Genomic DNA, 24,505 nt, shown 5'->3' with positions numbered 1-24,505 from the left:
CCTCAGCGCGTGTTCGTCGCTTCCTTGACCCGCTGCATCGACCGGCGGCGGGTCAGGGTCAACCGCCGGATCAAGGCTATGACGAAAAGCGCACTCAGGATCAGCACGATTGTCGGTGCCGGAGCGCTGTCGAGGAAGAAGCTGGCGTAGGTGCCTGCCACCATCGAAACCATGCAGACGAACACCGAAACCCACAACATGCTGCGGAACGTCCGCACCACCAGAAAGGCAATTGCCCCCGGCGCGATCAGCAGACCGATAGCGAGGATAAGCCCCGCCGCTGACAAGGTGGCGACGATGGTCAGCGACAGCGCTGCCAGCAAGCCGTAATGCAGGAGCGTCACCGGCAGGCCAGACGCCCGCGCCTGGGCCGGATCAAAGCTGTGCAACAACAAATCCTTCCACTTCAGGAGCAATAGCGCCCCGACGCCGACCGAAATCACCAGCGCGGTCCACAGTTCATCCTGCTCGACCCCCAGCATATTGCCAAACAGGATGTGATCCAGATGCGCGTTGGTCTCCACCGAGACATAAAGGACGATGCCAAGCCCGAACATTCCGGAAAAGACCACACCCATCACCGTGTCTTCCTTGACGCGGCTATTGCCGGACAGGAACCCGGTCGCAACGGCACACAGCATGCCCGCGCCGAAAGCCCCCAGTATCAGCGGAAGGCCCGCGATATAGGCCAGCACGATCCCCGGCAGCACCGCATGGCTGACCGCATCGCCCATCAGCGCCCAGCCCTTCATCACCAGAAAGCATGACAGCAGCGCTGTCGGCACCGAAACGATGACCGAGATCAGAAAGGCGTTCTGCATGAAGGCGAACTGAAACGGCATCAGCAGGGTTTCCAAGTCCATCATGCGCCCTCCTGCTGGGCTTCGGGACCGCGCCGCAGCGCCTCGCGCGCCTTGCGCCGGGCCGCCAGCAGCCCGTGTTTCGGGGCAAGGACAAAGACCGCCAGGAAGATCAGCGTCTGTAGCGTCACGATGATGCCGCCAGTGGCCCCGTCGAGGAAATAGCTGGCATAGGCGCCAAGGAAACTGGTCAGCGCGCCGATCAGCACCGACAGCAGGATCAGCCGCGGAAAACGGTCGCAGAGCAGATAGGCGGTGGCACCGGGCGTCACCACCATGGCGATCACCAGAAACGCGCCCACGGTCTGCATCGCCGCCACGACGGAGGCCGACAGCAGTACAAAGAACACCGCCTTGAGCAGCCCCGGACGCAGGCCGATGGTACGGGCGTGGTTCTCGTCAAAGAAGGTGACCATCAGGTCTTTCCATTTTGCCATCAGCACCGCCAGCGAGACAAAGCCGATGATCGCCAGCTGCAGCGTGTCCTCCGGCGTGATCGCCAGGATATTGCCCATGGTGATGGTCTGCACCGACACCGACATCGGGCTGATCGAGACGATGAACAGGCCAAGACCGAAGAAGGAGGTGAAGATCAGCCCGATGATCACATCCACCTTGAGGCCCGAGCGTTCTGACAGGAACAGCATCGCACCCGCCGCCAGTCCGCCCGCAATGAAGGCGCCCAGCGCAAAGGGCAGGCCCAGGATGTAGGCGCCCGCCACCCCCGGCACCACCGAATGCGAGAGCGCGTCGCCGATCAGCGACCAGCCCTTGAGCATCAGATAGGCGGAGAGAAACGCGCAGACCCCGCCGACCAGTGCAGAGACCCACATCGCATTGGTCATGTAGCCATAGGCAAAGGGTTCCAACAGATACTCCATCACGGCTTGCCCTTCGCCTTGGAACGGCCCTTGCTGGTCTGGGTTTTCTCACCGTACTGCACGAAGGGGCGCTCGTCGTCGGTCAGGATGGTGACCTTGCGGGTGTCGCCGTCCTCGTGCAGCGCGTCGCCGCCGAGGGTGAAATGGCGCAGCACCCCGCCAAAGGCATGTTCCAGGTTCGCGCGGGTGAATGTGGTCTCGGTCGGGCCGAAGCCCAGCACCGTGCCCTTGACCAGAACGGTGCGGTCGCAGAATTCCGGCACAGATCCGAGGTTGTGGGTGGAGACCAGCATCACCCGGCCTTCGGCGCGCAGTTCGCGCAAAAGGGCGATGATCTGCTCTTCGGTTTTCACATCGACGCCGGTGAAGGGCTCGTCCAGCAGGATCACCTGCCCGTCCTGCGCCAGGGCGCGGGCCAGGAACACCCGCTTGCGCTGGCCGCCCGACAGCTCGCCGATCTGGCGGTGGCGGAAATCCTGCATGTTGACGCGGGCCAGCGCCTGATCGACCGCCGCGTGGTCCGCCGCCTTGGGGCGGCGCAGGAAGCCCATGTGGCCATAGCGGCCCATCATAACCACGTCCTCGACCAGCACCGGGAAGGCCCAGTCGACCTCCTCGGACTGGGGCACATAGGCGACCAGGTTCTGCCGCAGCGCCTGCTTCACCGTCATGCCCAGAATGCGGATCTCGCCCTCGGCCGCGGGAACAAAGCCCATGATCGCCTTGAACAGGGTCGATTTGCCCGCGCCGTTGACCCCGACCAGCGCCGTGACGGTGCCGCGTGGAATGTCAAAGCTGGCGTTCCACAAGGCGGTATGACCGTTGCGGTAGGTGACCGTGACATTGCTGGCGGAAATCCCGCTGTCGGCGGCGCTGGTGTTCATCTTGAGGCTCTCGCTGGCGTCTAACATTCGGCAGTCCCGCAGAGTTACACACAGAAATCGTGCTTTGTGAAATGAAACACCCCGCGGATCGGCTCCGCGGGGTGAAAATATGCTGCAATTGACGTCAGTTGGTGACCTCCGTCAGACCTTTGACCACAGTCTGCGAGGTGACCTTGAGAAGATCAAGATAGGTCGGCACCGGACCGTCCGCCGCACTCAGCGAGTCAACGTAAAGCTCCCCCCCATAAGCGGCACCAGTTTCGCGTGCGACCTGCTGCGCCGGAGCCGTGTTGACGGTGCTTTCGCAGAACACCACGGGGATGTCATTGGCCCGCACCCCGTCGATGACGCTGCGCACCTGTTGCGGTGTGCCCACCTGATCCGCGTTCATCGGCCAGAGGTACAATTCCTTCATTCCGAAATCCCGCGCCAAATAGCTGAACGCGCCCTCACAGGTCACCAGCCAGCGTTTCTCCTCCGGGATTTCGGCGATGGCACGGCGCAGCGGTTCGATGGTGGCCCGCAGCTGATCTTTGTAGGCATCTGCGTTCTTTACGTAGGTTGCCGCGTTCTCAGGATCGTGTTCGACAAATGCCTCGACGATGTTGTCGATGTAGATCAAGGCATTGTCGAGCCCCATCCAGGCATGCGGATTCGGCTTTCCTTCGTATGATCCAGCAGCGATCGGGATCGGGTCGATACCTTCGGTCAGGGTAACGGAAGGCACCCCCTCAAGGTTCGACAGAAACTGTTCAAACCACAGCTCAAGGTTCATGCCGTTCCAAAGGATCAGATCCGCATCCGAGGCGCGCACGATATCGCGCGGCGTTGGCTCATACCCGTGAATTTCCGCCCCGGGCTTGGTCACTGAAACGACTTCCGCAGCCTCGCCTGCCACATTGGCGGCCATGTCGGCCAGAACGGTGAAGGTTGTCACCACCTTCATCTTTTCCCCGGCAATGGCAGCATTCGCAGCGAAGGTCGCCAAAGCCACCGCCGACGCTGTCTTGAGCAGATGAGTGAACATGCGATTCTCCGTGTTCTGGTGTTCTCGAAAGCATCGTTAATGCAAATCATTCTCAACTGTCAATGAAATTGAGAATGATTTGCAACTATGGCGACCGAAGGAGACCAACCCGCCTGGTGCTGTCTCCACCGGTTATGGGACGCCTCGGCGGCGGCCTTGTGCACCGAACAACAGGTTACAACGCCATGTGCTGCCACAGGTTAGAAACGTAACGTCTTGCGCGCGCGCCGAACTAATGACACCGGCGGGCCAGACGGCTGGCCTCAATCCCCCAGCCGCTCACGCCGTTCAGACTGTTTTGGGAGCGTGACGCGGCTGCCGCTTCACCCCATCGGGCGTTACGGACATCATGGACAGCATGTGATCCGCGTTCTGCATGCGGTGCCGCAGCATTTGCCGCGTCAATCGAGCGAGATCCGCGGCATATTCGGGCCGCTGGGATACGTCCTCCAGCTCGCCCTGCCCGGCCCGATCGAACAACAGCGGCGGCAAGTCGGCCGCAAATTCCACGAGGGTGAACCTGTCATCGCGCAAAATGCCAAGGCAGCTGTCACTGGCCGAGGTTCCCAGGTCCTGCTGCCAGCGGGTCGGCGCCACAGGATCTGAAAAATCCAGTTCTGAGAAGGAATACCGCCGCCAATCGTCCGGCTGCTCCCCCCGCAGCAACGGCAGCAGCGACCGGCCATCCATCGCATCAGGAATGTCCTGCCCGATCCAATCCAGAATGGTCGGGGCGATGTCGATCGACTCGGTGATCTCTGTCAGCTCGGCCCCGGCGTGGGCCTGATTGTCCGGCAACCGGATGATCAGCGGCGTGTGATAGGCCGCATCATAGACCGACATTTTGCCCCAGGCATGACGATCACCAAGCATTTCCCCGTGGTCTGCAGTCAGCACCAGCATCGTGTTGTCGTACTGACCACTGTCTTTCAGGAATTGGATAACCCGCCCGATGTGATGGTCCACCTCAGTCGCCAATCCCAGGTAAACGGCCCGCAGCGTGCGCACCGCGTCATCCGTCGGCTCAAGATCCGGAAACCCCTCGACAAAGCTTGCCACGGTGCCTGCCTGCAGCGCCGGGCCGAAAAACGGGTGCATCGCGGCTTCCTGCCCCGCCGTCTCCAGACGGACGGGCAGGGGCAAGCTGGCCGGGTCATACATCTCGTTATACGGAGCCGGAGCCACGAGCGGCGGATGCGGACGTATATAGGTTAGATGCGCAAACCAGCTGTCCTGGTGGTAGCCTGCCATCTTGCCCAGAAAGGAATCGGTCAGGAATGCGGTATCGCTGTCTTCTGCCGCATAGAGCGCCGGATCGTTCAACCGCGGTGCACCGCCATCGGGCGAAACCGGGCGGTAGATGTCCCAGTAGTCGTCAAAGGCATATCCCCGGCGCAGCAGATGCGACCGCCAAGGATAAGACATCTCCATCCGCATCTCGGTCATTTCATGGAACCCATGCATCAGATATTCATAGGTTCTCAGCGCCGGATCATTGGCATCGAAGACGCGCGGATCCTGCGCAGTATCGGTGTAGCCGAAGAGCATCGGCAGGTAACCGGACTTGCGCATCTCGGTGGCGATGTTGGGGGTGTCGTGGCGCAGCGGTGTTCCGTTGCGCACGGACCGATGGTTCATCGCATATTGTCCGGTGAGAATGGATGCCCGCGATGGCCCGCAGGGATTGGTCACCGAAAAGTGCCGCGAGAACGACACGGCTTCCTGCATGAACTCACGGATGTTGGGCAGTGCAACGTGTTGGGCCAGCGCCCCCGAAAGACAATCAGCGCGCAGCTGGTCGATGATCACGAACAGGACGTTGCGGGGCTTTGACCGGGTGGCAGGCATTCAGGGATCCTTGCGGGCGCGAATCGAGTTCTAGTTACGCCCACAGTGAAGAAACACGTTGGAAAGACAAGGATCACCACGCGGCCTGCCCTGCAACGTGGCTTCATCGGCGGTACCCGTCCCTGCCGCGGAATGCGGCTGACAGCCGGAAATCAGGGCCTCGGTCAGCCGGACGGATGCCTGCGCTCTTCGATCACCGCGAGCGCCGTGGCAAGCGCCTGTTCGATGCTCAAATCGCTGGTGTCGATCAGGACCGCATCATCGGCCGGCCGCAGCGGCGATTCCGCGCGGTTCATGTCCCGGTCGTCACGCGCCTTCACATCCGCCAGCACCTCATCCAGGGTGATGACCTTGCCAGCCGCGGTCAATTCCAGGAAACGCCGCCGCGCGCGCACTTCGGCGCTGGCGGTGACAAACAGTTTCACCTGGGCATAGGGGCAGATAACGGTCCCGATGTCGCGCCCGTCAAGGACAGCTCCGCCAGCCCGCCGTGCAAAGGCACGTTGGAAATCGACCAGTGCCGCGCGCACCTCGGCGATCACGGCAACCTTGGAAGCGGCCTGTGCAACTTCCGGGCCGCGCAGGTCCTCGCGGGCCAGATCCTGCGGTGTCAGCGACTGGGCGGCCTCGACGGCCGGGACACCTTCCATGGTCTTGGCGCCAACCGCCCGATACAGCAGACCCGTGTCAAGGTGGCCGAACCCGTAATGAGCCGCGACCGCCTTGGAGATTGTCCCCTTGCCCGCCGCAGCAGGCCCATCAACGGCAATGGTAAACGTCTCGCTCATGTGCGCTCCAGCTTGGCTCCGAGGCTGCCCATCAAGCTTTCGAAAATCGGGAAAGATGTCGCAATCGGGCTGCCGTCATCGACCGACACCGGGTTCTTTGCCCCCATCCCCATCACCATGAAGGACATGGCAATGCGGTGATCCAGGAAGCTTTCACAGGTGGCGCCGCCCGGCACACCGTCGATACCGAGGCCGGTGACTTCCCACCAGTCCTCGCCTTCTTCGACGGTGACACCATTGGCGCGCAGGCCCTTGGCCATCGCATCAATGCGGTCGCTCTCCTTGACGCGCAGCTCCTTGACGCCCGCCATCATGGTCTTGCCTTCGGCAAAGGCCGCCACCACCGACAGGACCGGGTATTCGTCGATCATCGACGCCGCGCGTTCCGGCGGAACCTCGATGCCCTTCATGTTCGGCGAAAACTTGGCGCGCAGGTCGGCAACCGGCTCGCCGCCCTCTTCACGCATGTTTTCAAAGGTCAGGTCGGCTCCCATGTCCTGCAGGGTGTAATACAGTCCCGCACGCGTCGGATTGAGGCCGATGTTCGGCACCAGCACGTCCGATCCTTCGGTGATCAGCGCGGCGCACACCGGGAAGGCTGCCGAGGACGGATCGCGCGGCACGGCGATCTCCTGCGGCGTCAGCTCCGGGCGACCGGTCAGGGTAATGACGCGGCCCTCTTCGGTTTCCTCGGTGGTGATCTCGGCCCCGAACCCTGCCAACATCCGTTCGGTATGGTCGCGGGTGGCCTCCTTTTCGATCACCACGGTCTTGCCCGGCGCATTCAGCCCCGCGAACAAGACGGCCGACTTCACCTGTGCCGAGGGCACCGGCACTTCGTAGCGCACTGGAACCGGGTCTGCGGCACCGACAATCGTCATCGGCAGCCGACCACCGCTGCGCCCCACGGCTTGGGTGCCGAACAACGCCAGCGGATCGGTCACACGCGCCATCGGTCGTTTGTTCAAAGAGGCATCGCCGGTGAACGTCGCGGTGATGGGCGATGTCGCCATCACCCCCATGATCAGCCGCACCCCGGTGCCGGAGTTGCCGCAGTCGATCACGTTGTCCGGCTCGGCAAATCCACCGACGCCGACACCGAACACCGACCAGTTGCCGCCGCCGTGGTTCACCACCTCGGCGCCAAAGGCCTGCATCGCCTTGGCGGTGTCCAGCACGTCCTCGCCTTCCAGCAGTCCGGAGATCTTGGTTTCGCCCACCGACAAGGCCCCCAGGATCAGCGAGCGGTGCGAGATCGACTTGTCGCCGGGCACCTCCGCCACGCCGGTGAGCGGGCCAGAGCGGTGCGAGGTCATCGGGATGGGCGTGCCGTGTCCGGACATGGGGCTTCCTTCGTCTGTCGGTCGTTCGTCTGTTTTGTTTGCGTTATCGGTAGCGGATTGGCCGGAACCGGTCCAGCGCAATTGCCCACCGCGGCGCGGTGCCTCAGCCCAGGCGGCGGAAGGTCAGGTAATGCGGTGTGCGGCCTTCACGCAGGGCTTTCTGCTCGTATCGGGTCGAGATCCAGTCATCCCAAGGCTGGCGCCAGTCGGTGGGCCCTTCGGCCAGCCACTCGAACCCCGCCTTCGGCACTTCCTCCAGCGTCTGGCGGACATAGTCGGGAATGTCGGTGGCCACGCGGAAGATCGCGCCGGGTTTCAGGCAGCGGGCCAACGGCTCCAGATGCTCTTGCGTCACGAACCGGCGGCGGTGGTGACGGGCCTTGGGCCAGGGATCCGGGTAGAGCAGGAACGCCCGCGAGATCGACTGCGCGGGCAGAACATCCATCAGATCGCGGGCATCGCCGGGATGGACCGCGATATTGTCCGCCTTGGCACTGCGGATCTTGCCCAGCAGCATCGCCACCCCGTTGATGAAGGGTTCGGCACCGATGATGCCGACATCCGGGTTGCTGACGGCCTGGTGCACCAGGTGTTCGCCGCCGCCAAAGCCGACCTCCAGCCAGACATCCTTGCCCCCGAACAGCGCCTGCAAATCCAGCGGCGTGCGGTCCGGGTTCTCGTCCCACCCCACAGCACCGGGGCTCAGTTTGCCCAGATCCTCATCCAGATAGCGCTTCTGGCTGTCCTTCAGCGTCTTGCCCTTGAAGCGGCCATAGAAGTTGCGCCAGGGCGCACCACTGGCGTGTTTCTCGGCCGCGTTGGTGGCGGCGGGCTGGGCTTGCGCGGGCTGATCTTGACGGGGCTTCTGGTCGCCGGACATACGTCTGGCCTCCTGTTCAGGGTGTTGTCAACGGGCTGGCCGCTGCTGTGCCGCAAGCAGGCGCGCGGGTCAACCCGGCATTACCGGACAACCGCCCCGGTGCGCGCGCCCACACTTCCCAGCCCCCTCGCCACGGGTCTAGCGATGTTTCACTGGCTCGAGGGCAGCTCGCGCAGCACACCGGCTGCGGTCAGGCGCAGGCGACTGGGATACCACTCTGCCTGGGAAGGCGTGCGCAGCGTTTCAATCGCAAACGCCGGGTCGACCCCGCGCATCACCATGTAGGTGAGATAGTCGTGAATCTCGCGCTGGGTGTCAGAATAGATCCACGAACCAAATTCAAAGGGAGTCGACCAGCGCTCCGCCTTGCGCTCTGCCCGGTAAAAACTGTGCACCGCTTCAGGCGGCCAGCTGCGTTGATGAAACCCGATGCGAGATCCCGGTGTCATGCGTCGTTGGTTGCCAGCCAGAAAGACATCGACACAGGCACTGACGCAAATCCCGTCAACCAGCGTGTGCAACCCACGCGACAGCACCAGTTCTGCCAAGGCTTCCCCCGCATCGACACTGCCGCCGGCACTGTTCAGCTGCAACTGGGTGATTTCCGGGTGATCCGCCAGGATCCGGCGCATACGCTCCACATCTTCTTCCGATATTTCATCGGGTTCGCCCACGACACCCGTTTCGGTGTCATAGACCAGCGTGCCATCGGCCAAACCGAACTTCTGGGGCAGGTTTTCCGCCAGGGTTGCCACGCCGCACCCCAGCCAAAGCGCAACAGCAGCGCATACCGAAATAACGCCCCTCAGAGCGGGGCACGAAACAGCGAAACTCTTGAACATACCAGGCGACCTTTCTCAGAGCGAAGCTCGCAGAATCCTAGTGGTACTATGGCGCAGAGTTCAAAAACGCTCCAGTCCGAAGCGCTCGCCCACTGCCGCAGGACGTCGAAAAAGAAAGAGCGGCCCGCGCGGACCGCTCTTCCTGCTGATTTTGGGTGCGTTTCAGGCGGTTCACACCGCCTTCTTCAGAGCTTCGGCCAGATCGGTACGTTCCCAGCTGAAGCCACCATCCGCCTCGGGTTGGCGACCAAAATGCCCATAGGCTGCGGTGCGCTGGTAGATCGGCTTGTTCAGCCCCAGGTGCGAGCGGATGCCGCGCGGGGTGAGGTCCATGACCTGATCAATCGCCTTCTCGATGGCTGCGGGCGCGACTTCGCCGGTGCCGTGGGTGTCGGCATAGATCGACAGCGGTTTGGAGACGCCAATGGCGTAGGACAGCTGGATGGTGCATTTCTCGGCCATGCCCGCGGCCACCACGTTCTTGGCCAGATAGCGCGCGGCATAAGCGGCCGAGCGGTCCACCTTGGTCGGATCCTTGCCGGAGAACGCCCCGCCACCATGCGGCGCGGCACCACCATACGTGTCGACGATGATCTTGCGACCGGTGAGGCCTGCGTCGCCATCCGGGCCGCCGATCACGAATTTGCCGGTGGGGTTCACGTGCCAGACGGTGTCGTCTGTCAGCCAGCCCTCGGGCAGGGTTTCGCGGATGTAGGGTTCCACGATCGCGCGGATATCCGCGGAGGTCAGGCTTTCGTCCAGATGTTGGGTCGACAGCACCAGCGAGCTGACGCCGACCGGCTTGCCATTTTCATAGACCACGGACAGCTGCGACTTGGCATCCGGCCCCAGTGCGGGCTCGGTGCCATTTTTGCGGACCTCTGCCAGTCGGCGCAGAATCGCGTGGCTGAACTGAATGGGCGCGGGCATCAGCGCGTCGGTTTCGTTGGTCGCAAAGCCGAACATGATGCCCTGATCGCCGGCACCTTCATCCTTGTCGGCTGCCGCATCCACACCCTGTGCGATATGCGCGGACTGCTCGTGCAGCAGGTTGGTCACTTCCACGGTTTCGTGGTGGAACTTGTCCTGCTCGTAACCGATGTCCTTGATGCAGGCACGGGCGATCTCATCGATCTTGCCCATGTAATCATGCAGCTTGGCCTGGTCGGACAGGCCAACTTCCCCCCCGATGACAACACGATTGGTGGTGGCGAAGGTCTCGGCTGCCACGCGTGCTTCGGGCTCTTCCGCCAGAAACGCGTCCAGCACCGCGTCTGAAATGCGGTCACAGACCTTGTCCGGGTGGCCTTCGGAAACCGATTCCGAAGTGAAAGTGTAGTTCATACGGGTCATGAAAGAGTGCTCCATTGGGTTCAGCCCGCCACGCCAGGAAGCCGTTGTGGCAGGTATCAAGCCGCATAACGCGGCACGACCGCGGGGGTCAATCTATATTCGATCTACGTTAAGCAGCTATGACCACAGTGCAAGCGCCCGCATCCGCCATCCAATCCCCACCGCCGCGATAAGGCAGACCAGTAGAACCGGCCAGTCTCCGGTCCGGCTGTACAATGTCGCCGCGAAAGGCTCCGGCAACCGGGCATCGATGCTGCCCGCCTTGCCGAGCGGCAGACTGTCGAGCAGCGCCCCATCCGGGCCAATCATCGCCGAAACCCCGGTGTTGGCGGCGCGGATCATGGGCAGCCCTTGCTCCAGAGCGCGCATCCGCGCCTGTACCAAGTGTTGATGGGGACCAGAGCGGGTGCCGAACCAGGCGTCATTGGTGAGCTGCACAAGCATCTGTGGCCGCTCGTCGGAGGCACCGACATCCTGAGGAAAAACAGCCTCGTAGCAGATCAGCGGCACGGCTCGCCCGATGGGGAGATCCATCACTTCGGCCCCGGGCCCGGCGGCATATCCCGCCCCGGCCTGCGACGCAAAACCATGGATACCAAACCGCGCCATGAAATCGCCAAAGGGCACATATTCGCCAAAGGGCACCAGATGCGCCTTGTCGTAGGTGCCGACGACTGCGCCGGTCTGATCCAGAAGGACGGCGGAGTTATAGTAGGCTCCGGCCTCCTCGCGCTGGATGCCGAGGAGAACCGGCACCCCGGCCGCACGCTCAGTGATCGCCCTCAGGGTCTCGTCGGCCCGGTTCAAAAGCAGCGGCACGGCTGTCTCCGGCCAGACGATCAGATCCGGGCGCGGGGTCACGGCTGAAAATTCCACGGCTCGGCGAACGAAATCCCAACGGTAATCTGGATGCCATTTCAAATGTTGTGGCGCGTTCGGCTGAACGATTCGCACGACAGTTTCCGTAAAGCGCGGCTCAGGTGGTGGGGGGGCAAGAAACGCGGCGCACGCCACCAGTGCCAAAGGCAGCAACGCCGCCAGCAGGCGTCGTTGCGCCAGGAGTGCAAGGGGCACAAAAGCCGCCAGCGTCGCGAGCGCCACTCCCTGTGGTCCGGTCCAGGGCAACAGGTCGGCCACCGGTGTGTCCAGCCAGAACTGCCCAAAGGCGGCCCAGGGGAAACCGGTCAGCACATAGGCCCGGGCAATCTCTGCCAACGACCACAGCACGACCAGCATCGCAATTCGCCAGGTCCCGACGCTGAAGCGCGCTGCCAACCCGAATGCCGCCCCCCAGAAAAGCGCCAAGCCCGCCGCGAGGAACAGCAATGCAAACGGCGCCATCCAGGCGTGGCGCTCCGGGTCGATCTGAAAGGGTTCGACGATCCACGACAGGCCAAAGGCGAAATACCCGAGGCCGAACAACCACCCCATCAGCGCAGCATGGCGAGCCGAAGAGGCGCGCAGCACCAGCCAGCCGGATACGGCCAGTGCGAGGGGCAGCACCGCAAGCAAATGCCACGGCGCCAGCGCCAGCGATGCCAAAGCACCATTGCCCAGCGCGAGCGCCCCGGGCAGCAAGCTGCGCGCGTGCCGGGCAGGCCGCAGCCTCAATGCGATCATGCGGCAGCGTCCGGCAACCGCACCCGCAACCGCTTGATGCGGCGCGGATCGGCATCCATGACCTCGAACTCGGCGCCCTCCGGATGCTCGATCACCTCGCCGCGGGCGGGGACACGGCCCGACAGCATGAACACCAGACCACCCAACGTGTCGATCTCTTCCTCGTCCACATCGTCATGGCTGGTCAGCGAATGACCGGTTTCCGCTTCGAACTCAGGCAGCGAGGTCCGGGCCAGCGCGATGTAGCAGCCGGGCTTTTCCTCGAACCAGGTTTGCAGCTCGTCGGCGTCGTGCTCGTCCTCGATCTCCCCGACCACCTGTTCGATCAGGTCTTCAATGGTCACCAACCCGTCCACGCCACCGTATTCATCGATCACCAGCGCCATGTGGCGGCGCTCGGCCTGCATCTTGGTCAGCAGAACCCCGATGGGCATGGAGGGGGGCACAAAGAGCAACGGACGCAACATCTGCGACAAATCGAAATCCGATGCGTCGCAGTTGAACCCGTGGGTCAGCGAAAAATCCTTGAGATGCACAAAGCCCAAAGGCGTGTCCAACGTGCCTTCATACACAGGGATGCGCGTGCAACCGCTTTGGCGGAAGACGTCAACCAGGTCTTCTTGGGAAATCGTGACCGGAACCGCCGAGATCTCCGCGGCCGGAATCGCCACATCTTCAACCCTCATGCGGCGCAGGTTCATCATGCCATGCGACGCGGGGCCTGATGCAGGTGGCGGGCTTTCGGCCAGTTCCACCGGCTGCTCGGGTGTGCTTCTGCGTCCCAGAAGCCGCGCCCAAAAGCCTGGTTTTGCGGGGGCAGGCGCCTCTGGTGCCCTGCCGTTGATATTGTCCAGCGCGCCATGCGCCGCGTTAGAACTGCCTTCTATGTCGCCCATCGGTCCTATCCAAAAGCCCCGTTCAGGGGGTATCCTCATCTATGATATATGGGTTCGCGATACCCATTTTGCCAAGTATCTCCACCTCAATATCCTCCATTAATGCAGCATCACGGTCCCGAATGTGATCATACCCGAGGAGATGCAACAATCCGTGAACGGTCAGATGACGAGCATGATCGGCCAGCGACTTGCCCGCCTCCTGCGCTTCGCGGGCGCATGTGTCATAGGCAATGGCGATATCGCCTAGCGGAATTTCCCCGGTAAAATCGGCCTCCGGAAGCGATGGCACGCCCCCGTCCTGCGCCGCCGCAAGCTCCTCGGCTGGCCAGCTAAGCACATTGGTCGGCTTGGCTTTGCCGCGAAATTCAACGTTCAGCTCGGCAATCCGCGCATCATCGCAACCCAACAGGGAGACTTCGCAAACCTCCGGGTCCAGTTCGAAATGGGACAGCACAACGGCGATCACCTCTTGCGCCATATGCTCCAGCCCGGCGTCCTGCCAGCGCTTGTCCTCGATGCTGATTTCAAGGGTCATCTTGTGCCTGCCAATGCGGAAACCGGTCGCGCACGCGTCCCGGCAAGTCGTGTCAATGGGGACCGCTCGCGCGGCCCCGTCCGGCCTCATGCCGGTTTTGCATCCGCGTCATAGGCTTCGATGATCGCCGCCACAAGCGGATGCCGCACGACATCACGGGCAGTGAAATAGTTGAAGCTGATCTTGGGGATCGTTTTCAACAACCGTTCCGCATCCGCCAAACCAGACTGCACGCCACGGGGCAAATCAACCTGACTGCGGTCGCCGGTGATCACCATGCGCGAGCCTTCACCGAGACGGGTGAGGAACATCTTCATCTGCATGGTGGTGGCATTCTGTGCCTCGTCCAGCACCACAAAGGCATTCGACAGCGTGCGGCCACGCATGAAGGCAAGCGGCGCGATTTCGATGCGTTTTTCCTCGATCAGCTTGGCCAGCTGCTTGCCGGGAAGAAAGTCGTTCAGCGCATCATAGAGCGGCTGCATGTAGGGATCGACCTTGTCCTTCATATCGCCGGGCAGATAGCCAAGCTTTTCGCCGGCTTCGACCGCTGGACGGGACAGGATGATGCGATCCACGTGGCCGGTAATGAACATGGAAACGCCCACGGCAACGGCCAGATAGGTCTTACCCGTTCCTGCAGGCCCGATGCCGAACGCCAGTTCATGCTCGAACAGGGACTGCACATAGGCCTTTTGCGCCTCGGTGCGCGGCTCCACCAGTTTCTTGCGTGTCTTGATTTCCACCCGGCCGCCGCGGAACATCTGCAACTGGCCGTCCGGTTCCGCGCTGTCTGCCTCGGGGCTCATCCGCAATTCGCGGTCGATATCACCAGTTTCGACGCTCCGGCCGGTTTCCAGGCGGTCATAAAGCGCGGTCAGCACCCCAGCGGCTTGTTCGCGTGCCGAATCCTCGCCCATCACCGACAACTGGTTGCCGCGGCGGACGATCTGAACGCCCAGTTTCTGTTCGATGTCAGCCAAGTTGCGGTCGTATTCGCCGCACAGGTCGATCAGCAAGCGGTTGTCGGGAAATTCCAGCAGCACTTCGTGGGTGGCGGTCTGGTCTTGCGCGTCATTCAGGGCACCGATGGCCAAGCTGATCTCCTTTATCAGGGTTACAGCTTCAGTCTGCCTGCGAAGTGGAAGTTGCGCAAGATCCGGCGCATGAATTTCACCGCGCTGAAACAAAACAGCCGCCCCGGAGGGCGGCTGAAAGACAGGCGGCAGCCGGGCTGGTTACAGCGCGTCGGCCAAGGTAGAGCCGGATTTGAACGGGCCAGTGGCCACATTGCGCGGCAGGTTGCTGTTGCAAACTGGCAGGCCATCCGGCGTGCGGCGCAGGTCAGCATAGCCTTCCAGGCCGTCGTCGATGATCCAGTGTTCACAGCCCTGCGGGTCCACCCAGATACCCGCGGTCATGTTCGACAGGTGGCTCGAGGAGCCATCGCCGAAATGCTGGTCGCGGGTCTTGTCAAAGGTTTCGGAACAGGCTGGGATCAGGGCCGCAGCCGCGAGGAGCAAAAGGGGTTTACGCATCAGCATGGGGTATGTCTCCTCAGCGCAGGCAATAGATTTCGACACGACGGTTCTGCGCCATGTTGGAGGCACTGGTGTTGGGCACGCGCGGGTCACGCTCGCCGTAGGCCCGCACATCGGCGATCCGGGCACCGACCGAGCGACCGACCTGCGCCACGGCATGGGCGCGACGTTGCGACAGACGGATGTTGTATTCATCCGAGGCGCGGCTGTCGGTGTGACCTGCCACGACGAAGGCCCGGGCCCCATTCGATCGCGCCTGCTGGAAGAATTCCGCCAGTCTCTGGCGGCCAGCGGCGTTGATGTGATGTTTGTCGGTTGCAAAGAACTGATCGGTGGGCATCACGCCACAAATGTTGCCACGGCGACAAACCGGCTTGCCGTCCGGGGTGACATGGGGAGTCATATACCCTTCGGCGCCGTCATCCATGACCCAATGTTCGCACCCATCAGGATCCACCCAGATCGTGGGAACGTAACGCTCCCCCTTGATGGTTCGCTGCCCGGTCTGCGCGCTGGCAGGCGCGGCTGCGATGCTCATGGCGGCGGCCGCGGCGGCGGCCAGCGCAAGCGCCTTGTTCAGTTTGAATGTCAACACAACCAGAATTCCTTCACCTAAGTTGCCCCAGGGCATTCGCCGCATATTGACCTCGAATATCAGGCCATAAAGGCAAAACTACCTGAATCTGATGCAGTTTACCTGCTAAAATTTTTATTAATCTGCATATATTGAGCGCGATTGCAAAACACTCGCGCGCTCTTAGGGTGAATTGTTCATCAAAGCGATGCAATTCCGCCGCGCCCCTAAAATGCATCAGGGACGTCTCAGCCTGACCAAGTGGCAAAGGTCGCGAACGACACGGGATTCGCGCCCCGTGTCGCGGCGGGATCAGTCGATGAGTTCTCCGGCAAGCGAATTGGCACCGGAAGACACGATGCGGACCCGCGCAAGATCACCGATCTGCCGGTCGCAATCGGCAACATGAACCGCATGCAGGTAGTCGGACTTGCCGACCATCTGCCCCGGGAAGCGCCCGGCCTTTTCAAACAGCACGCCCACCTCTCGGCCAACCATGCTGTCCTGAACCTCACGCTGCTGCCGCGTCAGCAAAGCCTGCAGGCGCTGCAACCGATCATCAGCCGCGGCAGGATCGACCTGCGGACGCTCGGCCGCCGGGGTGCCGGGACGGGTGGAATACTTGAAGGAGTAGGCGGTGCCGTATTTGACCTCTTCCACCAGGTCCATGGTGGCCTGGAAATCCTCCTCGGTCTCCTCCGGGAAACCGACAATGAAGTCACCGGAGATAAGAATATCAGGCCGCGCCGCGCGGATGCGTTCGATCAGGCGGATATAGCTTTCCGCGGTGTGGCTACGGTTCATGCGCTTGAGGATCTTGTCCGACCCTGCCTGCACCGGCAGGTGGAGGTAGGGCATCAGCTTGGCACAGGTGCCGTGTGCCTCGATCAGATCATCCTGCATGTCGTTGGGGTGAGACGTGGTGAAACGGATGCGCTCCAGCCCGTCGATCCTGTCCAGTTCCCAGATCAACTGGGCAAGCGTCAGATCGCCGTTGGGACCGGCGCCGTGGTAGGCGTTCACATTCTGACCCAGCAGGGTGATTTCGCGCACGCCCCGTTCCACCAGGTCCTGCGCCTCGCGCAGGATGCGGTCCGCCGGGCGCGAAACCTCGGCACCGCGGGTATAGGGCACCACGCAGAAGGCACAGAACTTGTCACAGCCTTCCTGCACCGTCAGGAAGGCCGTCGGGCCGCGCTTGGCCTTGGGACGGTTCTTCAGCTTCTCGAACTTGTCCTCCTCGGGAAAATCGGTGTCGAGAACCTTTTCACCCGCGCGCGCCTTGGCCTCCATCTCCGGCAGGCGATGATAGCTCTGCGGGCCGACGACCAGATCCACCAATGGCTGGCGACGCATGATTTCTTCACCCTCGGCCTGGGCAACGCAGCCTGCCACGCCGATCTTCAGGTCCGGCTTTTCGGCCTTCAACCCCTTGAAGCGGCCGAGCTCGGAATAGACCTTCTCCGCGGCTTTTTCCCGGATATGGCAGGTGTTGAGCAGGATCATGTCGGCGTCGTCGGCCGACTTGGTCTCCACGTAGCCCTCACCGCCCAGCGCCTCTGCCATGCGTTCGCTGTCGTAGACATTCATCTGACAGCCATAGGTCTTGATAAACAGCTTCTTCGGAGCGCTCATGCGGGTCAGCCTTCCAGCCAGGGTGGGTAAACAGCGGCCTGCAATACAGGCAAATGCCGCCGCTTGCAATGCGCTGCCATTTACCCGATTTTGTCCACAAAGGCCAGAAAGGCAAAGGGCAGACAGGCATGATGTATTCTTCGCTGCAGGCATTCCTCAAGGAAAGCAGCCCGCTTTTGGCCAAGGGGCCGGTCGCACTGATATTCGTCGAGGATGAGGTCGAGATCGCGACCACCTTGCGTCATCACCTGCAGTGCGGCTTTGACAGCGTCGTCGCGCTGATGCCGGATGCCTTTGATCTGCCGCAGGACGTAAACGCCAAGGTTCACAGGGTGCCCTATGACTGCCGCGGCGCAGAGGCGGTTCCCCGCGCCGTCAACGCCGTCATCGCCGCCGCGCAACCGGGCTGCTGGCTTTATTACTGCTACAACGCGGAGTACCTGTTCTATCCGTTCTGCGAAACGCGCAGCGTTGGCGAGATGCTGGCCTTCCACAGCGAAGAACGCCGCGATGCCATGCTGACCTATGTGGTCGACCTCTACGCAGGCGATCTTGAGGCCCACCCGAATGCCGTTTCCCTGGAGGCCGCCTACCTGGACAAATCCGGATATTACGCCCAGGCGCGAAAGGACCCTGCGACTGGCCACCCCAGAGAGCGGCAGCTGGATTTCTTTGGCGGCGTGCGCTGGCGCTTCGAGGAGCACATTCCCGCCCAAAGCCGCAAGATCGACCGTATCGCCCTGTTCAAGGCCCGGCCCGGACTGCAGCTGTTGCCGGACCACACTTTCAACGAGCAGGAATACAACACCTATGCCTGCCCATGGCACCACAACCTGACGGCCGCGATCTGTTCCTTCCGGACAGCCAAGGCGCTCAAACGCAACCCGGGCTCCGCCTTCGAAATCGACACGTTCCGCTGGCACAATTCCGCACCGTTCGAATGGCATTCCCGCCAGTTGCTGGACCTCGGTCTCATGGAACCCGGGCAATGGTTCTGACACCCACTGAACGGCCCACCACATCAGTGCTTTGCACCACTGATGTTATGTGTATATTTATCCAGCTTAAACGACATTATTCCCCCTGAGAGGCAGCATGGCCGCACCGCGCCAGAACATGAGCTATCGCGACATCAAGAAGGTCGTTCTGGACCGGATCGAAACGCAGATTTGGGCGCCGGACAGCCTGCTACCTAGCGAAACGGAACTGGCCGAGGAATTCTCCAGCACCCGCACCACGGTCAATCGCGCGCTGAGAGAGCTGGCCGAGGAAGGCTACCTTGAGCGCAAACGCAAGGCCGGCACCCGCGTGCTGAACGCGCCGATCCGCAAGGCGCAGTTCTCGATCCCGCTGGTGCGCGATGAGATCACCGCGACCGGCGCCAGCTATCGTTATGCCCTGGTCGAACGCAGCCTCATCCCGGCTCCGGCGTGGATTTCCGCGCGGCTGGAGCTGCGCCCCGAACAGAAGCTGATGCACGTGCGTTGCATGCATTACGCCGACAACGCCCCTTATCAATATGAAACCCGCTGGATCGTCCCGGATAGCGTCCCCGAAGTTCTCGACGCGGATTTCACCGAGTTCAGTCCCAACGATTGGCTGGTCAAGAAGGTACCTTTCACCAATCTCGAACTCAGCGTCATGGCGACCAAAGCCGATCAGATCGTGTCCGAATTTCTCGAAGCGCCGATCGGGGATCCGATCTTTACCGCCGAACGCATCACCTGGTTGCGCGGAACCCCGGTGACATTGGCAAAACTCTTCTTCGCGCCCGGCTACAAGATGACCACACATCTATAGAGAGCTAACGAAACTACGCAATTACCCTTGGGTAAACAACTGATACCCAGGATGGGCCACAGCGCGCAGGCTGGTGATCGGGGCCTCGTCAATCCAGGTCGTGCGCTCCATCACGAATAGCGCGTCCCCAACTTCACTGTTCAGCACACTTCGATCTGCGTCGGTGCCTCGCCGCGCATAGAGCCGGAGGTCGCATCGACTGTAAGGACGATTGCGGACCAGCCACTCATTCGCATTTTCCACTTCAAGATCAACCGCCTCGATCTCTGGCACGGTTTCGAGGCAGATCCAGCGATCCTCGAAGATGTAGGGGGCCTCGTCGCATAGATGCAGGGATTCGACGCGCAGCATCCGGCGTGGCTCGGGCAGTGCGAAATTGGCCATGATCGCCGGAGGCGTGTCCTGCACTGTCTTGCGGATCAGCTGATACCGGTAAGCGCAGCCTTTTTGCTCCACCTCCAGGCGCGTAATCGGAATGTTCAAAGTGGCCCGGGTCACGGGATCGCGCCGCACCATGGTGCCACCCTTGCGGCGACGTTCGACAACACCGCTTTCGGCCAGATCGCGCATTGCCCGATGGACGGTGGAGCGGGCGCAGCCGAAACGCGCCGCGAATTCCTCGTCTCGGGGCAACTTGTCGCCCGGTCCATAGGTCGTATCCAGGATCATCTGGCGGATGCTGTCGCGGATCGATCTCCAGGAATGGCGTGGCTTGCCCGTCATGCCTCTCTCCCAACTGCATCACAAATAGGCGCGAATGCGGAATTTGTCGTCACTTGTTCACAGGTGAAACAACACCGTATAAACCGTGATTGACATTATTATGTAGCTACATATTAATCTAAAGCACCGACAAAACAAGGCTGATTCTGCGCGGCCCAGCCCCCGCGGCAACAGATGCAACAACAGACGGAGGATTGCAGAGATGCAAAGACGTGAGTTTTTGAAGGCCGGCGCCGTGGGTGCCGCGGCAACGGCCCTGGCCAGCCCCGCCATCGCCCAGGACAAGATGCAGTGGAAAATGGTCACCGCCTGGCCCAAGAACCTGCCCGGACCCGGCGTGGCGGCGCAGATGCTGGCAGACCGGATCACCACCCTGTCCGGCGGTCGCATCGAGGTAAAACTCTTCGCCGCAGGCGAGCTGGTCCCGGGCCGCGGCGTGTTCGACGCCGTCTCCGAAGGCACCGCCGAGATGTATCACGCGGTTCCCGCCTACTGGGGCTCCAAGTCCAAGGGCATCCTGCTGTTCGGCTCGCAGCCCTTCGGCCTGCGCGCGGATGAGCAATTCGGCTGGCTCTATCACGGCGGCGGTCAGGCCCTGTACGACGAAATGTATGGCCGTTTTGGCATCAAGCCCTTCCTGTGCGGCAACTCCGGCCCGCAGTGGGGCGGCTGGTTCAAGAACGAGATCAACTCGGTCGAGGATCTGAAGGGTCTGAAGTTCCGCACCACCGGTCTGGCGTCGGAAATGGCATCCAAACTGGGCATGGCCGCCGAGGCCACCAGCGGCCCCGCGATGTTCCAGGGCCTGCAGACCGGCGCATTGGACGCGGGTGAGTTCATCGGCCCCTGGACCGACAGCGCGCTTGGCTATTACCAGGTTGCCAAGAACTACTACTGGCCCGGCGTCGGTGAGCCGTCCTCGGCCGAGGAATGCGGCGTCAACGCCGATGTCTTTGCCGCCCTGCCCGAAGACCTGCAGCAGGTCGTGGCGCTGGCCTGCGAGAGCCTCTACAACCCGGTCTGGACCGAATACACCACCAAACACGCGCTGGCGCTGAAGAAGATGGTGGATGAGGACGGCGTACAGGTGAAGATGTTCCCGCAAGATGTCATCGACGCGATGGGCGTCGCCGCCAAGGAAGTGATCGCAGAGCTGCGCGAGGACGAGGACGAGCTGGTGCGCCGCATCACCGAGAGCTTCATCGCCTACCGCGACAGCGTCGGCGGGTACATGACCTTTGCCGACAACGGACAGATGAACGCCCGCGCCGCGGTGATGGGTTACTGATACGCTTGACTGGAACCGGCGCCCGATCCTGTCGGGCGCCGGTTTTTTGATGGGGAGGACGCAGAATGCTTTGGGTCGCTGACAGGCTGGATGGCCTCAACCGGCAGCTGGCGCGGGTGATCCGCTGGCTGGCGCTGATGATGGTGCTGGCGCAGTTTGCCATCGTCGTCGGACGCTATGTGTTTGGGGTGAACTCGATCGCGGCGCAGGAAAGCGTTCTGTACATGCACGCCACCCTGTTCATGCTGGCGGCGGGCTATACGTTGCTGGTCGACAAACATGTGCGGGTGGACGTGTTCTATGCGGGCCTCAGCCCCAGCGCGCAGAGGCGGATCGACATCTTCGGCCACTTGTTTCTGCTGCTGCCATCGATGGCGGCGCTGCTCTACTGGTCCTGGCCCTCGGTGCGCAACTCCTGGAAGATCCTCGAAGGCCCGATCGCCGTGGGCGGGATCGAGGCCGTGTTCCTGCTGAAATCGCTGATCCCCGCGTTCTGCGTGCTAGTCATGCTGCAATCCGCCGCCCTGCTGATCCGCCTGTTTGCCGAAAGACCCGCCAATGACTGAATATCTCGACGTGATCATGTTCGCCGCGCTGATGGCGGCGATCCTTCTGGGCTTTCCGGTGGCCTTCAGCATTGCCGGTACCGCCATCCTGTTTGCCTATCTCGGCTGGCTCCTGGGGGTGATGGACGTCACCCTACTGGGGGCGCTGGGGCAGCGGGCCTTTGGCCTCATGAGCAACGAGGTGCTGATCGCCATTCCGCTGTTCGTGCTGATGGGCGCAATCCTCGAAAAGAGCCGCATCGCCGAGGAGCTGCTGGACACCATGGGGCGGCTGTTCGGGCAGCTCAAAGGCGGCTTGGGCATCTCGGTGGTGCTGGTGGGCGCGCTGCTGGCGGCCTCCACGGGCATTGTCGGGGCCACGGTGGTGGCCATGGGCATGATCGCCCTGCCCGCGATGCTGCGTGCAGGCTATGATCCGCGGGTCGCATCCGGCATCGTCTGCACCGCGGGCACCCTGGGTCAGATCATCCCGCCCTCGACCCTGCTGATCATTCTGGCCGACGTGATGTCCAACGCCTATCAGCAGGCACAATACGAGCAGGGAAAATTCTCGGTCGAGGCGCTGTCGGTGGGGCAGTTCTTTGCCGCGGCGCTGATCCCCGGACTGGTGCTGGTGGTGCTGTATCTTCTGTACATTCTGGCACGCGGCTTTCTGCGGCCGCAGGACATGCCTGCCGCCCCGGCGGAGATGGCCCGACCCAGCCGAGGTCAGGTTCTGGGCGCCGTGGTGCCGCCGATCCTGCTGATCTTTGCCGTCCTCGGGGCCATCCTCGGCGGCATTGCCACCCCGACCGAAGCCGCATCGGTGGGCGCCATCGGCGCGCTACTGATGGCGGGGCTGCGGGCGGGCGGGCCTGCGCGGATCATCATGCTGGGCGCGGCGGCGCTGATCCTGCTGGGCATCCTGTCCGGGCTGCACCCGGTACGGCTGCAGCGCAGCGATCTCAGCACCACGGACTTTGCCGCAGGCATCTTCTATGCGCTGCTGACCGCGCTGGGAGCCATTGCCATCCTCATGGCGCTGCGCAGCGGGCTGAAGAAGCGGGTTCTGCACGAGGCGGTGACCTCCACCACCACGATGACGGCGATGATCTTTGCCACCATCCTGGCCGCGGGCATGTTCTCGCTGGTATTCATCGGCCTTGGCGGAGAGGAACGCGTGGCGCATATCCTTGGCGACATGCCCGGCGGCCCGACCGGCGCGCTGCTGTTCTGCATGCTGCTGATCTTCGTGCTGGGGTTCTTCCTCGATTTTGTCGAGATCTCGGTGATCGTGCTGCCGCTGGTGACGCCGACGCTGATCCTGATGGGGCATGACCCGGTCTGGCTGGGCATCCTGATCGCGATCAACCTGCAGACCAGCTTCCTGACGCCGCCCTTCGGCTTTTCACTGTTCTACCTGCGCGGCGCGGCGCCCAGCGAGATCACCACACGCCATATCTACCAGGGGGTAATTCCCTTCATCGGGCTGCAGGCCGTCGGGGTCTTGCTTGTCTGGCTGGTCCCCAGCTTGGCCACGTGGCTGCCTTCCGCGATCTTCTGATCGCGGCGCAGCTCGTTAAGCACGCATATTCCAAGGCCGGGCTCTGAGCCCGGTCACCTTGCTGCACGTGGCGCGCGGCGCACTTGCGACGGGGCAACGCCAAAATGCCTGCGAAACGCAGTGGCAAAATTGGCCGCGGAGCTGTAGCCCGCCAGCCGTGCCGCCTCTTCAACGCTCGACTGGTCCGCCTCCAATCTGCTGCGCGCCATCTCCAGCCGAAGCCGCCTCACATGTGTCAACGGAGCGCAGCCGTGGACGGTGTGGATCAGCCTTCGCAAACCGGACAGGCTCAGCCCGGCCTCGCGGGCCAGATCCTGAAGCGACGGCAAGGGGCCGGAGTGCCGGGCAAGCGCATCAATCCTCCGTAGCTGCATTTGCTCCCGCGCGGTAAGTCGGCAGTTCTGCTTTTGACCAGAGAGGCTGGCAAAACTTCCCGCCACCAACCCCAGCGACATCGCCTCGGCCTGCAGCCGTTCGACCGGTGTGGCAAACCCCGGTGTCCGCACCAAGGCTTCCAGCAGGCGGATATCCTCGTTGGTCGCAAGCCATTCAAAGCGTTGAAGATCCTGCCCCTGCCCTGGCAGCGTCAGCCCGTTTTCATCCAACCACGCATGAGACATCTGGATACTGATCTTGCGCACGTAATCCGCGGGCCGCGATCGCCGCACGAACGGCTGGCACTCGTCAACCGAGGTCAGTACCAGCTTGACGGGCTCCCCGGGCCGTCGCCCCAGCTTCATCGGTTTCCCCGCAAGCTCTGCGTCGGCAATGCCATCCAGAAAGCAGTGCAGGATCACCCCCGGCTTGCGATGGCTGTTCACTTCGAACTGCTGGCGTGCCGTCGCGTTCAAGGTATGCAGCCCGAAGCCCTCTCGCAGCTGAAGCGCCGTCACCACGCCGTCAAATACCCCCTGCCCCGGGCAGTCGGTCGCGCTCGACCAGTCCAGATTTCGTTCGAAATCGACTACGTTTGGAAGAGTATCTGCACGCCCGGCCATGTATGTGCTCCAGAGAGTTCATCACCCCAGTCGGCTGGGCAGCGATACTTTTGCGCGTTCTGCAAAGACTTTTGAAC

The 24,505-nt window shown here is 62.4% G+C and carries 24 protein-coding genes and 1 riboswitch; of the genes, 5 read left to right on the top strand and 19 right to left on the bottom strand.

The features are described 5' to 3' along the window. Nucleotides 1–2 precede the first annotated feature (2 nt). The 17 genes from ACZ52D_RS09120 to miaB all read right to left on the bottom strand — a co-directional run bounded on the left by ACZ52D_RS09120 (nucleotide 3) and on the right by miaB (nucleotide 17,510). Nucleotides 3–863 (bottom strand): metal ABC transporter permease, encoded by an 861-nt coding sequence (locus ACZ52D_RS09120; protein WP_464441113.1) that lies wholly within the window; start codon nucleotides 861–863, stop codon nucleotides 3–5. After that, nucleotides 863–1,741, bottom strand: coding sequence for a metal ABC transporter permease (locus ACZ52D_RS09115; RefSeq protein WP_222456501.1), 879 nt, complete (start codon nucleotides 1,739–1,741; stop codon nucleotides 863–865). The genes ACZ52D_RS09120 and ACZ52D_RS09115 overlap by 1 nt, the downstream gene beginning before the upstream one ends. Continuing rightward, complete coding sequence (locus ACZ52D_RS09110) at nucleotides 1,741–2,652, bottom strand: manganese/iron ABC transporter ATP-binding protein (RefSeq protein ID WP_369925010.1); 912 nt, start codon at nucleotides 2,650–2,652, stop codon at nucleotides 1,741–1,743. Before ACZ52D_RS09110 ends, ACZ52D_RS09115 begins: the two co-directional genes overlap by 1 nt. 97 nt (nucleotides 2,653–2,749) lie before the next feature. Beyond that, nucleotides 2,750–3,652, bottom strand: a complete 903-nt coding sequence (locus tag ACZ52D_RS09105; protein WP_464441112.1) for a metal ABC transporter substrate-binding protein — start codon at nucleotides 3,650–3,652, stop codon at nucleotides 2,750–2,752. A 288-nt stretch (nucleotides 3,653–3,940) separates the two neighbouring features. Continuing rightward, nucleotides 3,941–5,500 carry a sulfatase-like hydrolase/transferase gene (locus ACZ52D_RS09100; RefSeq protein ID WP_464441111.1) on the bottom strand — a complete coding sequence of 520 codons (1,560 nt, stop codon included), beginning with the start codon at nucleotides 5,498–5,500 and terminating at the stop codon, nucleotides 3,941–3,943. 164 nt (nucleotides 5,501–5,664) lie between these two features. Then, nucleotides 5,665–6,288 (bottom strand): (d)CMP kinase, encoded by a 624-nt coding sequence (locus ACZ52D_RS09095; protein WP_464441110.1) that lies wholly within the window; start codon nucleotides 6,286–6,288, stop codon nucleotides 5,665–5,667. Continuing rightward, nucleotides 6,285–7,631, bottom strand: a complete 1,347-nt coding sequence (gene aroA, locus ACZ52D_RS09090; RefSeq protein ID WP_222456505.1) for a 3-phosphoshikimate 1-carboxyvinyltransferase — start codon at nucleotides 7,629–7,631, stop codon at nucleotides 6,285–6,287. Before aroA ends, ACZ52D_RS09095 begins: the two co-directional genes overlap by 4 nt. A gap of 103 nt (nucleotides 7,632–7,734) precedes the next feature. Then, nucleotides 7,735–8,511 carry a tRNA (guanine(46)-N(7))-methyltransferase TrmB gene (gene trmB, locus ACZ52D_RS09085; protein ID WP_417475504.1) on the bottom strand — a complete coding sequence of 259 codons (777 nt, stop codon included), beginning with the start codon at nucleotides 8,509–8,511 and terminating at the stop codon, nucleotides 7,735–7,737. A gap of 149 nt (nucleotides 8,512–8,660) precedes the next feature. Continuing rightward, entirely contained in the window at nucleotides 8,661–9,266 is a 606-nt protein-coding gene (locus ACZ52D_RS09080) for a COG3904 family protein (protein ID WP_464441109.1), read from the bottom strand. Between the two features lie 258 nt (nucleotides 9,267–9,524). Beyond that, nucleotides 9,525–10,706, bottom strand: a complete 1,182-nt coding sequence (gene metK, locus ACZ52D_RS09075; RefSeq protein ID WP_369925005.1) for a methionine adenosyltransferase — start codon at nucleotides 10,704–10,706, stop codon at nucleotides 9,525–9,527. A gap of 7 nt (nucleotides 10,707–10,713) precedes the next feature. Next, nucleotides 10,714–10,762, bottom strand: a riboswitch (SAM-SAH riboswitch). A gap of 61 nt (nucleotides 10,763–10,823) precedes the next feature. Continuing rightward, nucleotides 10,824–12,326 carry an apolipoprotein N-acyltransferase gene (gene lnt / locus ACZ52D_RS09070; RefSeq protein WP_464441108.1) on the bottom strand — a complete coding sequence of 501 codons (1,503 nt, stop codon included), beginning with the start codon at nucleotides 12,324–12,326 and terminating at the stop codon, nucleotides 10,824–10,826. After that, nucleotides 12,323–13,222 (bottom strand): hemolysin family protein, encoded by a 900-nt coding sequence (locus ACZ52D_RS09065; RefSeq protein WP_464441107.1) that lies wholly within the window; start codon nucleotides 13,220–13,222, stop codon nucleotides 12,323–12,325. Before ACZ52D_RS09065 ends, lnt begins: the two co-directional genes overlap by 4 nt. A gap of 22 nt (nucleotides 13,223–13,244) precedes the next feature. After that, nucleotides 13,245–13,760 carry an rRNA maturation RNase YbeY gene (gene ybeY / locus ACZ52D_RS09060; RefSeq protein ID WP_369925002.1) on the bottom strand — a complete coding sequence of 172 codons (516 nt, stop codon included), beginning with the start codon at nucleotides 13,758–13,760 and terminating at the stop codon, nucleotides 13,245–13,247. An 86-nt stretch (nucleotides 13,761–13,846) separates the two neighbouring features. Then, complete coding sequence (locus tag ACZ52D_RS09055) at nucleotides 13,847–14,857, bottom strand: PhoH family protein (RefSeq protein WP_369925001.1); 1,011 nt, start codon at nucleotides 14,855–14,857, stop codon at nucleotides 13,847–13,849. A gap of 141 nt (nucleotides 14,858–14,998) precedes the next feature. Then, nucleotides 14,999–15,304, bottom strand: coding sequence for a hypothetical protein (locus tag ACZ52D_RS09050; RefSeq protein WP_222456512.1), 306 nt, complete (start codon nucleotides 15,302–15,304; stop codon nucleotides 14,999–15,001). Nucleotides 15,305–15,317: 13 nt separating this feature from the next. Next, nucleotides 15,318–15,839 carry an OmpA family protein gene (locus tag ACZ52D_RS09045; RefSeq protein ID WP_417475589.1) on the bottom strand — a complete coding sequence of 174 codons (522 nt, stop codon included), beginning with the start codon at nucleotides 15,837–15,839 and terminating at the stop codon, nucleotides 15,318–15,320. 348 nt (nucleotides 15,840–16,187) lie between these two features. Beyond that, nucleotides 16,188–17,510 (bottom strand): tRNA (N6-isopentenyl adenosine(37)-C2)-methylthiotransferase MiaB, encoded by a 1,323-nt coding sequence (gene miaB / locus ACZ52D_RS09040; RefSeq protein WP_464441106.1) that lies wholly within the window; start codon nucleotides 17,508–17,510, stop codon nucleotides 16,188–16,190. A gap of 128 nt (nucleotides 17,511–17,638) precedes the next feature. Here miaB and ACZ52D_RS09035 point away from each other — a divergent pair, with 128 nt between their 5' ends. Continuing rightward, nucleotides 17,639–18,508: a glycosyltransferase family 2 protein gene (locus ACZ52D_RS09035; RefSeq protein WP_464441105.1), complete on the top strand. Its 870-nt coding sequence runs from the start codon at nucleotides 17,639–17,641 to the stop codon at nucleotides 18,506–18,508. A gap of 97 nt (nucleotides 18,509–18,605) precedes the next feature. Beyond that, nucleotides 18,606–19,310, top strand: a complete 705-nt coding sequence (locus tag ACZ52D_RS09030) for a GntR family transcriptional regulator (RefSeq protein ID WP_464441104.1) — start codon at nucleotides 18,606–18,608, stop codon at nucleotides 19,308–19,310. A gap of 21 nt (nucleotides 19,311–19,331) precedes the next feature. Here ACZ52D_RS09030 and ACZ52D_RS09025 read toward each other — a convergent pair whose 3' ends face one another. After that, nucleotides 19,332–20,033 (bottom strand): GntR family transcriptional regulator, encoded by a 702-nt coding sequence (locus ACZ52D_RS09025; RefSeq protein ID WP_464441103.1) that lies wholly within the window; start codon nucleotides 20,031–20,033, stop codon nucleotides 19,332–19,334. 202 nt (nucleotides 20,034–20,235) lie between these two features. Between ACZ52D_RS09025 and ACZ52D_RS09020 the strand changes: the two genes are divergently transcribed. The 3 genes from ACZ52D_RS09020 (at nucleotide 20,236) to ACZ52D_RS09010 (ending at nucleotide 23,430) form a co-directional block, all read left to right on the top strand. Further along, nucleotides 20,236–21,321: a TRAP transporter substrate-binding protein gene (locus ACZ52D_RS09020; RefSeq protein WP_222456518.1), complete on the top strand. Its 1,086-nt coding sequence runs from the start codon at nucleotides 20,236–20,238 to the stop codon at nucleotides 21,319–21,321. 65 nt (nucleotides 21,322–21,386) lie between these two features. Further along, nucleotides 21,387–21,887, top strand: coding sequence for a TRAP transporter small permease subunit (locus tag ACZ52D_RS09015; RefSeq protein WP_464441102.1), 501 nt, complete (start codon nucleotides 21,387–21,389; stop codon nucleotides 21,885–21,887). Next, nucleotides 21,880–23,430, top strand: coding sequence for a TRAP transporter large permease (locus ACZ52D_RS09010; protein WP_464441101.1), 1,551 nt, complete (start codon nucleotides 21,880–21,882; stop codon nucleotides 23,428–23,430). Before ACZ52D_RS09015 ends, ACZ52D_RS09010 begins: the two co-directional genes overlap by 8 nt. Nucleotides 23,431–23,483: 53 nt before the next feature. Here the strand turns inward: ACZ52D_RS09010 and ACZ52D_RS09005 are convergent, their stop codons facing one another. Next, on the bottom strand, nucleotides 23,484–24,428 hold the full coding sequence (locus ACZ52D_RS09005) for a helix-turn-helix domain-containing protein (protein WP_464441100.1): 945 nt from the start codon (nucleotides 24,426–24,428) through the stop codon (nucleotides 23,484–23,486). Between the last annotated feature and the right edge of the window lie 77 nt (nucleotides 24,429–24,505).

Source organism: Leisingera sp. S2M4, assembly GCF_055398055.1.
Note: the sequence above shows the minus strand (reverse complement) of the source record. Positions and strands in the feature narration are given on the sequence as shown.

Excerpts from the sequence above, each read along its gene's own strand:
- ACZ52D_RS09120 (WP_464441113.1), bottom strand. The coding sequence starts at position 863 with ATGGACTTGGAAACCCTGCTGATGCCGTTTCAGTTCGCCTTCATGCAG.
- ACZ52D_RS09115 (WP_222456501.1), bottom strand. The coding sequence starts at position 1,741 with ATGGAGTATCTGTTGGAACCCTTTGCCTATGGCTACATGACCAATGCG.
- ACZ52D_RS09110 (WP_369925010.1), bottom strand. The coding sequence starts at position 2,652 with ATGTTAGACGCCAGCGAGAGCCTCAAGATGAACACCAGCGCCGCCGAC.
- ACZ52D_RS09105 (WP_464441112.1), bottom strand. The coding sequence starts at position 3,652 with ATGTTCACTCATCTGCTCAAGACAGCGTCGGCGGTGGCTTTGGCGACC.
- ACZ52D_RS09100 (WP_464441111.1), bottom strand. The coding sequence starts at position 5,500 with ATGCCTGCCACCCGGTCAAAGCCCCGCAACGTCCTGTTCGTGATCATC.
- ACZ52D_RS09095 (WP_464441110.1), bottom strand. The coding sequence starts at position 6,288 with ATGAGCGAGACGTTTACCATTGCCGTTGATGGGCCTGCTGCGGCGGGC.
- aroA (WP_222456505.1), bottom strand. The coding sequence starts at position 7,631 with ATGTCCGGACACGGCACGCCCATCCCGATGACCTCGCACCGCTCTGGC.
- trmB (WP_417475504.1), bottom strand. The coding sequence starts at position 8,511 with ATGTCCGGCGACCAGAAGCCCCGTCAAGATCAGCCCGCGCAAGCCCAG.
- metK (WP_369925005.1), bottom strand. The coding sequence starts at position 10,706 with ATGACCCGTATGAACTACACTTTCACTTCGGAATCGGTTTCCGAAGGC.
- lnt (WP_464441108.1), bottom strand. The coding sequence starts at position 12,326 with ATGATCGCATTGAGGCTGCGGCCTGCCCGGCACGCGCGCAGCTTGCTG.
- ACZ52D_RS09065 (WP_464441107.1), bottom strand. The coding sequence starts at position 13,222 with ATGGGCGACATAGAAGGCAGTTCTAACGCGGCGCATGGCGCGCTGGAC.
- ybeY (WP_369925002.1), bottom strand. The coding sequence starts at position 13,760 with ATGACCCTTGAAATCAGCATCGAGGACAAGCGCTGGCAGGACGCCGGG.
- ACZ52D_RS09050 (WP_222456512.1), bottom strand. The coding sequence starts at position 15,304 with ATGCTGATGCGTAAACCCCTTTTGCTCCTCGCGGCTGCGGCCCTGATC.
- ACZ52D_RS09045 (WP_417475589.1), bottom strand. The coding sequence starts at position 15,839 with ATGAGCATCGCAGCCGCGCCTGCCAGCGCGCAGACCGGGCAGCGAACC.
- miaB (WP_464441106.1), bottom strand. The coding sequence starts at position 17,510 with ATGAGCGCTCCGAAGAAGCTGTTTATCAAGACCTATGGCTGTCAGATG.
- ACZ52D_RS09035 (WP_464441105.1), top strand. The coding sequence starts at position 17,639 with ATGATGTATTCTTCGCTGCAGGCATTCCTCAAGGAAAGCAGCCCGCTT.
- ACZ52D_RS09030 (WP_464441104.1), top strand. The coding sequence starts at position 18,606 with ATGGCCGCACCGCGCCAGAACATGAGCTATCGCGACATCAAGAAGGTC.
- ACZ52D_RS09025 (WP_464441103.1), bottom strand. The coding sequence starts at position 20,033 with ATGACGGGCAAGCCACGCCATTCCTGGAGATCGATCCGCGACAGCATC.
- ACZ52D_RS09020 (WP_222456518.1), top strand. The coding sequence starts at position 20,236 with ATGCAAAGACGTGAGTTTTTGAAGGCCGGCGCCGTGGGTGCCGCGGCA.
- ACZ52D_RS09015 (WP_464441102.1), top strand. The coding sequence starts at position 21,387 with ATGCTTTGGGTCGCTGACAGGCTGGATGGCCTCAACCGGCAGCTGGCG.
- ACZ52D_RS09010 (WP_464441101.1), top strand. The coding sequence starts at position 21,880 with ATGACTGAATATCTCGACGTGATCATGTTCGCCGCGCTGATGGCGGCG.
- ACZ52D_RS09005 (WP_464441100.1), bottom strand. The coding sequence starts at position 24,428 with ATGGCCGGGCGTGCAGATACTCTTCCAAACGTAGTCGATTTCGAACGA.